Source organism: Planococcus plakortidis (genome assembly GCF_001687605.2).
Lineage (GTDB): Bacteria > Bacillota > Bacilli > Bacillales_A > Planococcaceae > Planococcus > Planococcus plakortidis.
On sequence record NZ_CP016539.2, the window covers coordinates 1,964,076 to 1,978,888 of the forward strand.

Consider the following 14,813-nt stretch of genomic DNA (forward strand, 5'->3'; position numbering starts at 1 on the left):
CTCCAGTTTAGTCGGCGATGCGTGTGACTTGCGTAATATTCGGCAACTCGCGCAACTCGCCCATCACTTCTTGGCCGACGGTTTGGTCGACTTCGATGACCATCAATGCCATGTCCCCGCGTTCTTTGCGTGACACTTCCATATGGCCGATGTTGATATCGTATTTATATAAACAATTCGCTACATTTGCGATACAGCCCGAGCGGTCGTCATGGACGACAAGGATCGCCGGGTGGTTGCCAGATAGCCTGAGCGGGAAGCCGTTCAGTTCCGTGATCTCGATCTTGCCCCCGCCGATGGAAATCCCCATCATCGACATTTCGGATTTGTCGTCCCCAATGACGATGCGCGCCGTATTCGGGTGATCGACGTGTCCCGTCTCCGGAATGAATTCAAAGCTCAAACCGAGTTTTTCCGCTTCTTCGAAAGCGGTCTTGATGCGTTCATCGAATGTATCATAGTCCAATAACCCGCCGACGATCGCCACATCGGTCGAATGGCCTTTATAGGTTTCGGCGAAAGAACCGTATAAATGGATCTTCGCCCATGCCGGCTGCCTTCCGAACAGGTCGCGTGCTACCCTGCCGATGCGTGCCGCACCTGCAGTATGCGATGATGATGGCCCGATCATGACCGGGCCGATTATATCAAAAACAGATTTGAACTTCATGCCCAAACCCCTCACTTTCCGTCTCGTATAATTTCATTTTACATGAAATGCCCCAAGGAAACAAAGATAATAAAGCGCATACATTGTCTTAGCCGTGGGCTTTCACGCTCCGGTCGGCAATTTTCACTCGCTCGCGATATTTTATATATTGCCCATTCCTTCTCTATTTTGCCAAAATAAAAAAAGCGGAAACCCGCTGTCTGGTTCCCGGGCCTCCGCCTAAACTTATTCAACTGCCAGAATGTATGGATAAAGCGGCTGTTTGCCGTTGTGGATCTCCACTTCGACATCGCCGTTCAATGATTCGATGAATGCGCCTAGTTTTTCGGCATCTGATTCATTGACATCTTCGCCGAAGAGAATCGTGACGATTTCCGCCTCCGCATCGACCAATGTTTTGCACAGCTCTTCCGCGACTTTCTCGAGGCTTTGATCCGACACGACGATCTTGCCTTCGGAAATCCCCATGAAATCGTCTTTCTTGATGGAGATGCCATCGATTGAAGTATCACGCACCGCAAAAGTGACCGAGCCGGACTTGACGTTCTTGATCGCCTCGCCCATCGCTTGTTGATTGTCCGCAACAGCGGCTTCTGGGTTGAAGGCGAGAAGCGCCGACATTCCTTGTGGGACATCTTTCGTCGGCACGACTGCCGCCTCGATATCCAGAAGCTCTGCTGCCTGCTCCGCCGCCATGATGATATTTTTATTGTTCGGCAAGATCAATACGCGTTCCGCGCCGATCGAACGGACCGCATTGACGATGTCTTCGGTAGACGGGTTCATCGTCTGGCCGCCTTCGATGACGTAGGAAGCGCCGATCGAACGGAGCAATTCCGCTACGCCTTCTCCCATCGCTACCGTGACAATCGCATAAGGATGCTTCGCCTGTTCAGCCGGAGTGGCCTTTTTATGGTCTTCACCGACTATATCGGTGTGTTGCTGGCGCATGTTTTCGATCTTCATGCTGATCAGGCTTCCGTATTCCTGGCCATATGTAAGGACTTTACCCGGTTCTTCGGAGTGGATATGGATTTTTGCGATCTCGTCGTCTGAAATGACCAGAAGCGAATCGCCATAAGCGCTTAAGTCCGTCCGGAACTCGGCTTCATTGAATGGTCGTTTGCCTTCTTCGAATTTGACCATGAACTCCGTGCAATAGCCGAATTCGATATCTTCCGTGTTCATGAATCCTGCGATATTCTTATGGTGCTCGGCGCTGACCAGTTCATCCATCGAATTATCGACATGCTTCTCCGGCAATGCTTCGCCTTTCAATGATGCAAGAAATCCTTCATAGACATAGACAAGGCCTTGCCCGCCACTGTCGACAACTCCGACTTCCTTCAGTACCGGCAGCAGGTCCGGTGTTCTCTCAAGCGATGCTTTCGCTTCAGTGACGATCGCTTCGAACAGCACGATGATATCTTCTTCATTGTCTGCTAGGCTCATTCCTTTAGCCGCCGCATCTTTCGCGACCGTCAGGATAGTGCCTTCGACCGGTTTCATGACAGCCTTATAAGCGGTCTCGACGCCGTGTTGCAAAGCGTGCGCCAGTTTCTTCGCAGAAAGCTCCTGCTCATCGACAATGAATTTGCCGAACCCGCGGAACAACTGCGACAAAATGACGCCTGAGTTGCCGCGTGCGCCCATCAAAAGGCCTTTTGATAAAGCGCTCGCTGTTTTCCCGATATGTTCTTGCGCGTGGGCTTCTGTCTCTTTTGCTCCGGATGTCATCGATAAATTCATGTTCGTCCCAGTATCGCCGTCCGGCACCGGGAAGACGTTCAATGCATCTACATAATCCGCATTTTGGTATAGATGGTGCGAACCCATCTGCACCATTTCAGCGAATTTCACTCCGTTTAATGACTTCATAACCGAATTTTCCTCCTCTTACGGGTTCGTCACACGAACGCCCTGGACATAAATGTTTACCGCACTAACCGGCATGCCCAATGTTTTTGTAATTGTATATTTCACTTTGGATTGGACTTGATACGCCACTTCCGAAATTTTCGTTCCGTAGCTGATGATTACATACATATCAATGACCAAATCGCCGTCTTCCTGGCGCACAAGGACTCCTTTGGCGAAGTTCTCTTTGCGGAGAATGTCCGTGAGGCCGTCGCGGATCTGGTGTTTGGTTGCCATTCCTACGATGCCGTAGCATTCGATTGCAGCACCGCCGGCTATTTGGGCTATCACATCATTGGAAATATCGATTTGACCATATTCATTATTCAACTCAATCGACATTAAAATTCCTCCTCGAGTCCTATTTCACTCTTTTCATTCTACATGAAAGCCCTTTATAAGAAAAGCCAACGTTTTAGCCTGTAAAGGTTTTTTTCTTGAAAGGCTATGAATTTCACTTGCGCCCCTCTTTTTTCTATGGTAAATTATTAAAGTATGTGAAACGAAAAACGAACTGAAATTCTATTATAATTTTCAGCTTCACTTGTGAGGAGGGACTTACATGCCAAAAGTATGTGCAGTATCTGGACGTAAAGCTCGTTCTGGAAACAGCCGTTCACACGCGTTGAACTCGACAAAACGTACATGGGGAGCAAACCTTCAAAAAGTTCGCATCCTTGTTGACGGCAAGCCGAAACGTGTATGGGTTTCCGCGAGAGCATTGAAATCAGGAAAAGTTGAGCGCGTCTAAACCGCTCATGAATAATGCCAGGCCTGACATCTGTCAGCCTGGCATTTTTTCGTGCGTTCAATCTGAACTTTCGATGACGATCAGATGCCCGCCCGTGAATTCAAGCGTGCCGTCTCGCATTAATTCATTGCTGATAAAGCGCGTCGAACCAAATGGTATCCGCTCATCCTCCACTGGATATCTGAACCCTTCCAACGTGAAGCCGCTCACTTCTTCCGCAAACGGGTAAAAGGAGATGTACTTGAATTCCCCGCCCGCTTCAAAGTTGTACTTTCCGGGTTCCATGAAACGGATGCGGTTCTGCTTGTTCAATACAATGAAATCGATATCCGGATAGCTTCGTTGGTAAGCAAAGACAATATGCAGCGCAGCCATGTAATGGTCCAGCCTGCCGCCTGTCACGCCGGTGATGATGACCGTATCCGGGTTGTAATGCATCGCTTTTTTCAAGGCCAATTCCGTATCCGATTCATCCTTTTCCGCCGGCGACCGTTCAAGAGAAGGAAAAGCCGAGCGGATTTTTTCGTATTCGCGATCTGTCACCGAGTCAAAATCCCCGATCGCTTCCACCGGTTCGATCCCCAGCCCAAGCAATGTCATGACCCCTGCATCCACCCCGATATGTGAGGCTCCTTCATATAGAGAAAGGTCCGGCAATTCGTCTGCCGGACCTCCTGCTGTTAAGACGACAATCACGAGAGAGCCCCTTGCCCCGCTTTTTTGATTGCCTGCAAAGCTTGCGTGCGGTCTTGCTTGCCGAAAATGGCAGACCCGGCCACAAAGACGTTCGCTCCTGCCTGTGCACACGGAACGATCGTTTCTTCATTGATGCCGCCATCGATTTGGATATCGACAGACAAGCCTTTGTCTTTGATCAATTGCGACAATGCAGCAACTTTCGGGACGACTGAATGGATGAACTTCTGTCCGCCAAATCCTGGGTTAACGGTCATGAACAGCACCAAGTCGATATCTTCAAGAACATGCTGGATCGTTTCGATCGGCGTGTGCGGGTTCAAGACGACACCCGGTTTGACGCCGAATGAACGAATCAATTGGATGGTGCGGTGAAGATGTGGGCACGCTTCGACATGGACGGTAATATAATCCGCTCCTGCCTTGGCAAAATCTTCGATGTAGCGGTCCGGGTTCTCGATCATCAAATGGACATCGAGCGGAAGCTGTGTCAACGGGCGGAGCGCATCGACCACAATCGGTCCCATCGTGATATTCGGGACGAAATGGCCGTCCATGACATCGATATGGATCCAATCGGCTCCGGCTTTTTCGACTTCCTGTACTTCTTGTCCAAGTTTCGCGAAATCTGCTGCTAGTATAGACGGTGCAATTTTAATCATGTGAATACCTCGGCTTTCGATTCATTATTTCTTCCAAGAATTTCAAGTAATGCTTGTAACGGTATTCCGGAATCTCCCCTGTCTCAACCGCTTTTTTGATGGCACATTTCGGTTCATTCAAATGAAGGCATTCACGGAATTTGCAGCCCCCTGAACGCTCTTCCATCTCCGGGAAGCATGCCGATAATTCCTCTTTTTCCAGTTGCTCGAAATCGAATGAGCTGAATCCCGGCGTGTCCGCCAGCAAACCGCCGTTGACTTCGATCAATTCAACATGGCGCGTCGTATGCTTTCCGCGGTTCAAGGCTTGCGAAATGTCATCGGTCTTCAACTTCAACGATGGCAAGATCGTATTCAGCAAAGTCGATTTCCCGACGCCCGACTGTCCGGCAAGAACGCTTGTCTTGCCGTCAAGAACCGGCATCAAGCTTGCACGCAAGCTCGGATCGTCTATGAAAGTTTCAATGACTTCGTAGCCGATTGCCCGGTAGTCGTCTGCGTAGCGGTCCAAATCTTCGCGTTCCGTCTCAGACAATAGATCGGTTTTCGTCAGGCAAATCACCGGCTCGATACCGAACGATTCAACCGCCACGAGAAAACGGTCCAAGAGCAAAGGATGAAAATCTGGCTGCTTGGCTGAAAATACGAGAATCGCTTGGTCGATGTTGGCGATCGGCGGGCGCACCAGCTCATTGTCGCGTTCTTCAATGTCCAGTATCGTCCCTTCGCGCTCGTTTTCTGCCTTGTATTCCACGAAATCGCCGACGAGCGGCGTGATTTGGCGATTCCGGAAAACCCCGCGGCCGCGGCATTGCGTATAACGCTCCCCGTCTTCATCCAATACATAATAGAAACCGCTTAACGCTTTCCTGATCTGACCTTTCGGCATAGCACCACTCCTTATCCCTTTTTTGTTTGGTTTGCTTAATCAGCGTTCTCATACTCGACCGTCTCTTCCAGAATGATCGTGGCATCCCTGACGATGCGGTAGGAAGCGCTGCCGCCCTCGACGATCTGCATTTCAATCTGGTGTTCGGTCGTTTCCGTGATGGTGAACTCTTCGACAGGCTCGACCATACTTTGGTTCTGGTCCTGGATGTAGACACGGATTGTCTGCTCCACCGGCTCCTCGCCTTCTTCTGCCGGCTCTGCCGGCTCATAAGGGATTTCAACCGTTTCGACATAAGTCTTCACGGGAAGTTCTGCCCTGCCGGAAGATAGGACGACTTCGATCGTACTTCCCACTTCAAGCGTCTCCCCGCCCGCTACGTTCTGCGACAGCACCAATCCCGCTTCTACGGTATCGGACTCTTGTTCACGGACGATGCGGATATTGAATCCTGATGAACGGGCGTATTCGTTCAACTCCGCTTCCCCATATCCGCTCAAGTCCTCCACCTCACGCATATCCGGCCCTTTACTGACAACAAATTCGACCGCAGTCTCGCTGATGACCACTTCGGTCCCCGCTTCGGGGCTTTGGCTCAAGATCGTTCCGGGCGCTTCGTCGGAAAATTCCTCCCGTGAATCGATTGAAGCGAAATTCTTGCCTTCAAGCATGCGCTGGGCCTGTTCTAGCGAATCGCCGACATAGTCGCCGAATTCGGTTGTTTCTTTCCCCCTACTGATGAATAAGCTGATGCTCGCTTCGGGATCTCGCATTTTCCCGGCTTCGGGAATGGTGCGGATGACGTGGTTCTCTTCAACCTCTTCAGAGAATTGCTCGGATTCCTCGGCAACGACAAAGCCAGCGGCGGTCAACTCCTCATGTGCCGCTTCCCGGTCCATGCCGGAAACATCCGGCACAGCTACTTGACGCGGTTCGAACAGTCCAGGGAAAGCCAAGGCAACGATCAACCCGGTCAATAACAAAGCTCCCACTATCGCCAGGACAATCGGCATTTTCTTGCGCTTTTTCTTTTTTGCCGGTTTTGGCTCCAGTTTTTTTTCTTCTTTTAAAGGCAAGGCCATCGTTTTGGTTGCGTCGGCCTGTTCGTACGTGCCTGAATCCTTGATCGCCGGCATGGCCCGCGTTTCACCTTCATCTACAGGAATCATGAATTTCGGTTCGTTGAGCCGTTCCGGAGTGAGTGCCGTCGAAAGGTCTTCTGCCATTTCATCCGCTGATGCGTAGCGGTATTGCGGGTTCTTTGCGGTGGCTTTCAATACGATATTCTCAAGGCTTTGCGGAAGGCCGGGAACTGTATCCTTCAATGAAGGCGTTTCCGTCTGCAGATGCTTCAAGGCGATGGCGACAGCCGACTCGCCGGAAAACGGCAATTTTCCGGTCAATAGTTCATACATGACGATGCCAAGCGAATAAATATCGGATTTTTTATTGGCCGTACCGCCCCGTGCCTGTTCCGGGGACAAATAGTGCACGGTCCCGAGCACCGAGTTCGTTTGTGTGTAGGAAGTGGCACTCAAGGCCATGGCTATGCCGAAATCCGAGATCTTGACATTTCCGTCCTCGTCGACCAGCACGTTCTGTGGCTTGATATCACGGTGCACGATATGGTTGTGGTGGGCATGCGCAAGGGCAGAGGCCAATTGCTTCATGATTTCCACGGCGCGTTCCGGTTCGACCGGGGAGTGTTTGATGATGTATTCCTTCAATGTATCCCCTGGGACATATTCCATGACGAGATAAGGCAGGTCATTGTCTTCCCCGACATCGAATATACTGACGATGTTGGGATGGCCGAGGCTCGTCGAGGACAGCGCCTCCCGCTTAAAGCGGCGCCGCAATTCCTCTTCATTGCTGAAGTCGTAGCGCAGCACTTTGATGGCGACGTCGCGGTCAAGGATCATGTCATGTGCCAAATAGACATTGGACATGCCTCCGCTGCCGATCGCTTCAAGCACTTTATATCGGCTATTGATTCTTTTTCCGATCAACATCGCTAAACCTCCTCACCAAGCGCCGTCAACAATACGAATGAAATATTGTCTTCTCCGCCGAGGTCATTGGCAAGCGCGATCAAGGCTTTGCCTTTTTGCGAGAGCGATGCTTTCGAGCGGACGATCGATGAGATTTCCCGCTCGCTTAATTTATTGCTCAATCCATCTGTGCAAATCAGGAAATAAGAGATGCCGGCAAGAGAAAAATGGTGCATTTCCCGCTCGATATCCGGTTCCGTGCCGAGGGATCGCAATATCCAGTTTTTCTTCGGATGGTCTTCAGCCTGCTGTTGCGTGATTTCACCGTTATCGACGAGCACGTTGACATAGGAATGGTCACGCGTCATTTGAACCATGGAGGGGCCGATGGCATATGCACGGCTATCACCGATATGGCACAGCACGCAATCTTCCCCTTCGATCAATGCGGCGATCAATGTCGTGCCCATCCCTTTGCATTCGCTATGGGTGATGGAATGTTCATAGATGGCCCGGTTGACCTGCAGCACTTGTTCAGAGAGCCAGGCCATCTTCGCTTCCGTCGTCCCAAACATCTCTTCGCCGGCTTCCATGAACCTTTCGCCAAGTTCATCGACGGTCATCCGGCTCGCGACATCTCCGGCATTGTGCCCGCCCATACCGTCCGCGACAAGGGCGAGCAATAATCCGCCGGGGCGTTTGAGCACAGCGACGCGGTCTTCGTTGACTTCTCTTTTTCTGCCGGTATCGCTTTCAATTACATACTGAAACAATAGTGGACACCCCGCTTTTTAGCTTTCGGCAATGCTGCCGTCGGTTTTTCTGAAGCTTGCGATAAAAAATCCGTCACTCCCGAAATCCTGCGGGAATACTTGGACAAACCCTTTGCCCTTGCTTTTGAAAGCAGCAGGCAATTCAGCAGGGATCTGTTCCATTTGCGGATGTGTGTTCATGAATTTCTCGGCAGTTCCGCGGTTCTCTTCGGTATCGACCGTACACGTACTGTAGACGAGGATGCCGCCCGGCTTCAGTAGCTTCACCGCTTCATCGAGAAGCGCAAGCTGAATCGTCTGCAAGCGGCCGAAATCGTCCGGCGTTTTCGTGTATTTGATATCCGGCTTGCGCTTGATGACGCCAAGGCCACTGCACGGTGCATCCACCAGGATGCGGTCGAAGGTTTCTTCACCGAAACGTTCACTGCTTTCCCGGCCGTCTCCGACTGTGGTCTCGATTGTCTGGTGGCCCAAGCGCTTCGCGGTTTCTTCGATCAATTTGACTTTATGGGCGTGCAGATCCATCGCGAGCACATTCCCTTGCCCTTCAAGCTTTTCGGCGATATGGGTCGTCTTTCCCCCAGGCGCCGCGCACATATCGAGCACTTTCATGCCAGGCTGCACTTGCAATGCATAAGCTGGCAGCATCGAACTTTCGTCTTGTATCGTGATAAAGCCTTTTTCGAACGTTTGCGTGCGCACCGGCTGCCCGCCCGTGACGACGAGGCATTCCGGGATGATCTTGCTCGATTCAGCAGTCAGCCCTTCCGACTCAAGCATTTCGATCACTTCGCCAGGAGTTGCCTGGACGGTATTGACGCGTACCGTCTGTAGTGGCGCCCTGTTATTCTCGAGTGCCATTTCGCGGGCTTTTTGCATGCCGAATTGTTCGGACCAGCGCTTGATCATCCATGCCGGGTGGCTTGTTTCGATGGAAATCTTTTCGATCGGATCGGCAATTTCGTTGAATGAACGCACGCCTGACCGTTGGATGGAGCGCAGAATGCCGTTGAAAACAGACGCGATTCCCCCGTGCCCGCGCCTTTTGGCGATTTCCACCGCTTCGTTGATGACAGCGTGGAACGGGATGCGGTCCAAGTAAACGATCTGGTAGAGCGATAACCGCAGAAGCGTCCGCACCCATGGATCGAGCTTGCCTTTGATATACGGTTCCAGATAGTAATCCAAAGTCATTTGATGCTGCAGCGTACCGTAAGTGATTTCCGTCAACAAGCCTTTATTTTTGGCGGAAATGCCGTAGCTATCCATTGTCGAATTCAATAGGAGGTTGCTATATGCCTGTTTGTTTTCAACGGCATAGAGAATCGACAATGCTGCATCCCTCACATTGCCGTGAATTTTTTTGTTTTTCATTCGAATCGATCCCCTGCCTGTAATTTCGGCCCACGCAAATAATCTTCAGCTGTCATGCGTTTTTTACCGGCCGGCTGCAATTCCTTGATGGCAAGTGTGCCTTCGCCGGTTTGGACGATGATGGCATCTTTTGTCAATTCGACGATTTCACCCGGCGCACCGGTTTTTCCGCTGTTGGCGATCTCCGCCCACCACAATTTGACATTGGCGCCTCCAAACGTAGTGAACGCGACCGGCCATGGATGCAAGCCGCGCACTTGGTTATAGATGTCGCGTGCGGATTTGTTCCAGTCGATGCGTTCCTGCTCCCTTGAAATATTGCGCGCGAACGTGACATGCTCCTCGTCCTGCGGAATCCGCGGATTCGTCCCGTCAATGATCGACGGCAAAGTATCGCGCAATAAATCCATCCCTGCCGCACTCAATTTCTCGAACATGCTACCGGTATGGTCCGTCTCTTCAATCGCCACCGATTTTTGCGAGATGATGTCTCCTGCATCCAATCGGTCGACCATGTACATGATCGTCACACCGGTTTCTTTTTTGCCGTCGATGATCGCCTGGTGGATCGGCGCGCCGCCCCGGTATTCCGGAAGCAGCGAGGCGTGCACATTGATGGCGCCAAGTTTTGGGGCTTCAAGCACGGATGTCGGCAGAATCTGCCCGAACGCTGCCGTGACGATGAGGTCCGGATTCAAGTCGAGGATTTTCTGCGCCTGTTCGGGGTCTTTCAACTTCTCCGGTTGGTATACTGGCAATCCAAGTTCGAGCGCTTGTTGTTTCACCGGCGTCGGCGTCAGGATCTTCTTTCTGCCGACAGGGCGGTCGGGCTGTGTGACGACCGAAACGATGTCATATCCTTCTTCGGCAAGCATCTTCAGGATCGGCGCCGAGAATGCCGGCGTTCCCATGAATACGATTTTGGTCAAAGCACATCCTCCTCTTCCTGTTGGCGGATCAGTTCATCCAATTCTTCTTGGCTGACGTACTTCTCGATTTTGCTCGTGAACAAGACGCCATCCAAATGGTCCATTTCATGAAGGATGGCACGCGCTTCGTAACCTTCCGCCTCCAGCTCGTACCAGGAGCCGTCGCGTTCCTGTGCCTTGATTTTGATGCGGCCATGGCGTTCGACTTCACCGAAAATACCGGGGAAGCTCAAGCACCCTTCGATATCCGTCTCTTTTCCTTCGAATAGCGCGAGTTCCGGGTTGATCATTTCAATCGGTTCTTGCCCTTCCTGGAAATCGACGATCGCGACGCGCAGTGAGACACCCACTTGCGGTGCGGCAATGCCGACGCCGTCCGCTTCGATCATCGTCTCGTGCATGTCGTCCAATAGGTCTGCGAGCTCACGGTCGAATTCAGTGACCGTCTTGCACGGGGTTTCTAATACTTCGTTCGGGTGTTTCACGATTTCACGGATTGCCATTTCTATTCCTCATTTCTATTACATGACTGCTGTCGGATTCATGTCGATGGACAGAGTCGCACCTGTTTTGATCCAGTCGCTGCGGTAGATTTTAATCAATTGCTGCAGCACTTCAGCCAGCTTAGGTTCATTTTTGTATTTTATCAAACATTGATAGCGATATCTATTGTTCACGCGGGCGATGAGCGATGCCGAAGGCCCGATAATAATGGTTTTAGGCGACAGCCGGTGGCGCAGGTATTCGGTCATCTGCTCGGCATAGCCCGACACCGTCATCAGATCCTCATGGGTGAACTGGATATTGACGACGTAATAATACGGCGGGTATCCGCTTGCGCGCCTCATGGCCATTTCCTGCTCGTAGAACGGTTCATATAATTGGTCCTTGGCGAGCGTGATCGCGTAATGCTCCGGCGTATAGGTCTGCACATACACTTCCCCAGGCAGAATGTCGCGTCCCGCGCGCCCGCTCACTTGCGTCAATAATTGATAGGTTTTCTCGGCTGCCCGGAAATCCGGCAGATGCAAAGTCGTATCCGCCGATAAGACACCGACCAAGGTGATATTCGGAAAATCCAATCCTTTGGCGATCATTTGCGTACCGAGCAGAATATCGGCTTTGCCTTCGCCGAACGCGGACAAGATTTTCTCGTGCGCGCCTTTATTGCGGGTCGTATCGACATCCATCCGCAAAACACGCGCATCCGGCACGAGCTTCGCCAGTTCCTCTTCGACTTTTTGCGTTCCTGTGCCGAAAAAGCGGATATGGTCGCTCTCGCATTCCGGACAGCTCGTCGGTACGGGTTCATCATAGCCGCAATAATGGCATTTCATGCGTTCGCTCGCCCGGTGATAGGTCAGCGAGATATCGCAGTTCGGGCATTGCAGCACCGTCCCGCAATCGCGGCATAAGACGAATGACGAGTAGCCGCGCTTGTTCAAAAACAGCACGACTTGCTCTTTGCGCGCAAGGCGCTCGCGTATCGCTTCCGCCAATTCTACGGAAAACATCGACCGGTTGCCGGTCCGCAGCTCCTCGCGCATATCGACAATATGGACCTCGGGCAATGGCTGGTTTTTCGCCCGGTTTTTCAGCGCGAGCAATTCGTAGACGCCTTTTTTTGCGCGCGCATACGATTCCAGTGAAGGCGTCGCGCTCCCGAGAATAACAGGGCATTGATGCTGCTGGCTGCGCCAAATCGCCACATCGCGTGCATGATAGCGCGGCGAGTCGTCTTGTTTATAGCTCGATTCGTGCTCTTCGTCGAGGATGATCAAGCCGAGATTTTGAAATGGCGCAAAAATCGCAGAGCGCGCACCCACTACGACTTTCACTTCCGCACGCTGGATTTTTCGCCATTCATCGTATTTTTCCCCGGCCGATAAGCCGCTGTGCAGCACCGCGACCGAATCGCCGAAACGCTCCTTAAAGCGGATCGTCATCTGTGGCGTCAAGGAAATTTCCGGGACGAGCATGATCGCTTCCTTGCCTTCTTCAATCACTTGGGCGATCGTCTGCAAATAGATCTCCGTTTTTCCGCTGCCGGTGATGCCATGAAGCAAAAAAGTCTTTTCGGTATTGAGCGAGGATTGAATGGCATCAAAAGCCATTTGCTGTTCATCTGTCAAATCCAAGGCGATTTTTTCTTCAATGGCTGTCAAGAGCGATGGATCCCGGTACGATTCCATCGATGAAAAAGTGGCCAAGCCTTTTTCCGCCAGCGCATTGACCGTCGGAAGCGAAACATCTGCCTGCTTTTGCAGTCGGGAAGATTCAAAACTTTGGCCCACGTGTTTCAGGAAAAACTCCTGCAGCTTCAATTGCTGCTTGGCGTTCGCTCTTATGGAAATATTTTCTATATCCTCTATGGAGTCCGTAATATGGACCATGCGTACTTTTTTCACGCCGGTTTTCTGCTGGATGTTCGTATCCGCAAGCACCGTGCCTTTGTCCATTTCCTTTTTCATGAGCCCATATACAGCTTCCGCTTCCTGGGCACGGACAAAGTCACGCGTGCCGAAATACGGGTGCAGCTCTTTTGGCAGCTCTTCAATAGGAACGTTTAGCACGAAGCGCTTTTCGTATTTGGCGCGCAGTGCGGCAGGGACCATGACTTGCAGGGCATCGATTTCAAAACACACCGTCTGCCGTTTCATCCACTGGGCAAGCTCGAGCATTTCCCCGTTCAACACGGGCACGACATCCATCAATTCGTGGATCGGCTTCAAGCGTTTCGGGTCAAATTCCGACGTTTCTTTGATTGCTGTAATGAAGCCGAGCACTTTGCGGTTGCCAAAAGGCACTTTGACGCGCATGCCCGGCTCGGTGAGTGCCTGGAATTTTTCCGGCACTGCATAATCGAATGGCCGGTCAATTGGATGTGCGGCAACATCGACAATGACTTCGGCAATCATTTTGAAAATTCCTTTTCGGTGATGAGCGACAGCAACTCAAGCGCAAGCGCTTTTTTCGGCATGACCGGGAAAGCTTTTTCGAAATCCCCGCGGCCATAGACCGTCACTGCATTCGTATCGTGGTCAAAGCCTGCTTGGTCGGCGCTGACGTCATTGGCGATGATGTAATCAGCGTTTTTCCGCTCGAGTTTGTCTTTGGCATACTGTGCCACATGATCGGTCTCTGCCGCGAAGCCGACCAGGATTTGACGGCTCTTCAGTTGGCCGAGCTGCTGGAGAATGTCTACCGTGCGCTCCAGCTCAAGGACCGAATTGCCTTCTTTTTTCTTGACCTTCTGCCCGGCGATGGCCGCTGGGCGGTAATCTGCGACAGCCGCCGTTTTGACGACCATGTCTGCGCTTTCGTATTCGCCGAGCACCGCTTCGAGCATTTGCTGTGCGCTTTCGACTTGGATGCGCTTGACGCCGTTTGGCACCGGCAAGGAAACCGGGCCGCTGATCAAAATCGTGTCAGCGCCTAGTTCCGCTGCCGCTTCTGCCATCGCATAGCCCATCTTGCCACTTGAGAAATTCGTCAAAAAACGCACCGGGTCGATCCGCTCGCGTGTCGGCCCTGCCGTCACGACCACTTTTTTCCCTTTCAAGGGCTTAATTTTAGTAAAATGGCCGGCGACCAGTTCAGTGATCTTTTCCGGTTCTTCCAGTCGCCCTTTGCCGACATAACCGCAGGCCAAAAAGCCTTCAGACGGCTCGATGAACCGGATGCCGTCATGATGCAAACGGTCGATATTGCGTTTCACGGCCGGATGGTCGTACATATGGACATTCATCGCCGGCGCCACCCAAATCGGCGCAGTCGTCGCAAGAAGCACCGTCGACACCATATCATCGCCTAAGCCATTCGCCATTTTCGCGATCATATTGGCAGTAGCGGGTGCAACAATGACCAGGTCCGCCCAGTCCGCCAAATCGATATGGGCGATGACCGAAGAATCCTTTTCATCGAAGGTATCAAAATAGACATCGTTTCTGGACATCACCTGGAAGGATAGGGGCTGGACGAATTGCTTCGCCGATTCGGTCATGATCACTTTTACGTCCGCTCCCGCCTGGGACAGTTTGCTGACGAGAGCGACCGCTTTATAGACGGCGATGCCGCCGCTCACACACAATAGGATTTTTCGATTTGCCAACACCGCTAAACACCCTTTCTAAACAACAAACTCCCAAAGAACAGGTTCGC

General features: G+C 51.8%; 14 protein-coding genes. 1 reads left to right on the forward strand and 13 read right to left on the reverse strand.

The genetic code is table 11. The annotated features are described in order from the left end of the window. Window positions 1-7 precede the first annotated feature (7 nt). From sdaAB to BBI15_RS09970, 3 genes are all read right to left on the reverse strand, one after another. Window positions 8-670, reverse strand: coding sequence for an L-serine ammonia-lyase, iron-sulfur-dependent subunit beta (gene sdaAB, locus BBI15_RS09960; RefSeq protein WP_068869417.1), 663 nt, complete (start codon window positions 668-670; stop codon window positions 8-10). Window positions 671-895: 225 nt separating this feature from the next. Beyond that, entirely contained in the window at window positions 896-2,548 is a 1,653-nt protein-coding gene (locus BBI15_RS09965) for a DAK2 domain-containing protein (protein ID WP_068869418.1), read from the reverse strand. 18 nt (window positions 2,549-2,566) lie between these two features. Next, window positions 2,567-2,929, reverse strand: coding sequence for an Asp23/Gls24 family envelope stress response protein (locus BBI15_RS09970; RefSeq protein WP_058383552.1), 363 nt, complete (start codon window positions 2,927-2,929; stop codon window positions 2,567-2,569). Window positions 2,930-3,149: 220 nt separating this feature from the next. On the opposite strand from BBI15_RS09970, the gene rpmB reads away from it, so the two are divergent. Then, window positions 3,150-3,338: a 50S ribosomal protein L28 gene (rpmB, locus tag BBI15_RS16275; RefSeq protein ID WP_084632821.1), complete on the forward strand. Its 189-nt coding sequence runs from the start codon at window positions 3,150-3,152 to the stop codon at window positions 3,336-3,338. A gap of 57 nt (window positions 3,339-3,395) precedes the next feature. On the opposite strand, the gene BBI15_RS09975 is transcribed toward rpmB, so the two are convergent. The 10 genes from BBI15_RS09975 to coaBC are packed head-to-tail and all read right to left on the reverse strand — an operon-like array spanning window position 3,396 to window position 14,766. Further along, complete coding sequence (locus BBI15_RS09975; protein WP_068869419.1) at window positions 3,396-4,034, reverse strand: thiamine diphosphokinase; 639 nt, start codon at window positions 4,032-4,034, stop codon at window positions 3,396-3,398. Next, window positions 4,031-4,696 (reverse strand): ribulose-phosphate 3-epimerase, encoded by a 666-nt coding sequence (gene rpe, locus BBI15_RS09980; RefSeq protein ID WP_068869420.1) that lies wholly within the window; start codon window positions 4,694-4,696, stop codon window positions 4,031-4,033. The genes BBI15_RS09975 and rpe overlap by 4 nt, the downstream gene beginning before the upstream one ends. Further along, a complete protein-coding gene (rsgA, locus tag BBI15_RS09985; protein WP_068869421.1) occupies window positions 4,689-5,585 on the reverse strand; it encodes a ribosome small subunit-dependent GTPase A in 897 nt (298 codons plus the stop codon). The genes rpe and rsgA overlap by 8 nt, the downstream gene beginning before the upstream one ends. Window positions 5,586-5,620: 35 nt before the next feature. After that, window positions 5,621-7,597, reverse strand: coding sequence for a Stk1 family PASTA domain-containing Ser/Thr kinase (gene pknB, locus BBI15_RS09990; RefSeq protein ID WP_068869422.1), 1,977 nt, complete (start codon window positions 7,595-7,597; stop codon window positions 5,621-5,623). 2 nt (window positions 7,598-7,599) lie between these two features. After that, on the reverse strand, window positions 7,600-8,349 hold the full coding sequence (locus BBI15_RS09995) for a Stp1/IreP family PP2C-type Ser/Thr phosphatase (protein ID WP_068869423.1): 750 nt from the start codon (window positions 8,347-8,349) through the stop codon (window positions 7,600-7,602). A gap of 18 nt (window positions 8,350-8,367) precedes the next feature. Then, complete coding sequence (rsmB, locus tag BBI15_RS10000; protein ID WP_068869424.1) at window positions 8,368-9,723, reverse strand: 16S rRNA (cytosine(967)-C(5))-methyltransferase RsmB; 1,356 nt, start codon at window positions 9,721-9,723, stop codon at window positions 8,368-8,370. Next, window positions 9,720-10,652 carry a methionyl-tRNA formyltransferase gene (gene fmt, locus BBI15_RS10005; RefSeq protein ID WP_068869425.1) on the reverse strand — a complete coding sequence of 311 codons (933 nt, stop codon included), beginning with the start codon at window positions 10,650-10,652 and terminating at the stop codon, window positions 9,720-9,722. Before fmt ends, rsmB begins: the two co-directional genes overlap by 4 nt. Beyond that, window positions 10,649-11,155, reverse strand: coding sequence for a peptide deformylase (gene def / locus BBI15_RS10010; RefSeq protein WP_068869426.1), 507 nt, complete (start codon window positions 11,153-11,155; stop codon window positions 10,649-10,651). The genes fmt and def overlap by 4 nt, the downstream gene beginning before the upstream one ends. A gap of 18 nt (window positions 11,156-11,173) precedes the next feature. Beyond that, window positions 11,174-13,570 carry a primosomal protein N' gene (gene priA / locus BBI15_RS10015; RefSeq protein WP_068869427.1) on the reverse strand — a complete coding sequence of 799 codons (2,397 nt, stop codon included), beginning with the start codon at window positions 13,568-13,570 and terminating at the stop codon, window positions 11,174-11,176. Beyond that, window positions 13,567-14,766 (reverse strand): bifunctional phosphopantothenoylcysteine decarboxylase/phosphopantothenate--cysteine ligase CoaBC, encoded by a 1,200-nt coding sequence (gene coaBC, locus BBI15_RS10020; protein WP_068869428.1) that lies wholly within the window; start codon window positions 14,764-14,766, stop codon window positions 13,567-13,569. The genes priA and coaBC overlap by 4 nt, the downstream gene beginning before the upstream one ends. Between the last annotated feature and the right edge of the window lie 47 nt (window positions 14,767-14,813).

Excerpts from the sequence above, each read along its gene's own strand:
- BBI15_RS09970 (WP_058383552.1), bottom strand. The coding sequence starts at position 2,929 with ATGTCGATTGAGTTGAATAATGAATATGGTCAAATCGATATTTCCAAT.
- rpe (WP_068869420.1), bottom strand. The coding sequence starts at position 4,696 with ATGATTAAAATTGCACCGTCTATACTAGCAGCAGATTTCGCGAAACTT.
- BBI15_RS09965 (WP_068869418.1), bottom strand. The coding sequence starts at position 2,548 with ATGAAGTCATTAAACGGAGTGAAATTCGCTGAAATGGTGCAGATGGGT.
- rsgA (WP_068869421.1), bottom strand. The coding sequence starts at position 5,585 with ATGCCGAAAGGTCAGATCAGGAAAGCGTTAAGCGGTTTCTATTATGTA.
- rsmB (WP_068869424.1), bottom strand. The coding sequence starts at position 9,723 with ATGAAAAACAAAAAAATTCACGGCAATGTGAGGGATGCAGCATTGTCG.
- rpmB (WP_084632821.1), top strand. The coding sequence starts at position 3,150 with ATGCCAAAAGTATGTGCAGTATCTGGACGTAAAGCTCGTTCTGGAAAC.
- priA (WP_068869427.1), bottom strand. The coding sequence starts at position 13,570 with ATGATTGCCGAAGTCATTGTCGATGTTGCCGCACATCCAATTGACCGG.
- pknB (WP_068869422.1), bottom strand. The coding sequence starts at position 7,597 with ATGTTGATCGGAAAAAGAATCAATAGCCGATATAAAGTGCTTGAAGCG.
- def (WP_068869426.1), bottom strand. The coding sequence starts at position 11,155 with ATGGCAATCCGTGAAATCGTGAAACACCCGAACGAAGTATTAGAAACC.
- sdaAB (WP_068869417.1), bottom strand. The coding sequence starts at position 670 with ATGAAGTTCAAATCTGTTTTTGATATAATCGGCCCGGTCATGATCGGG.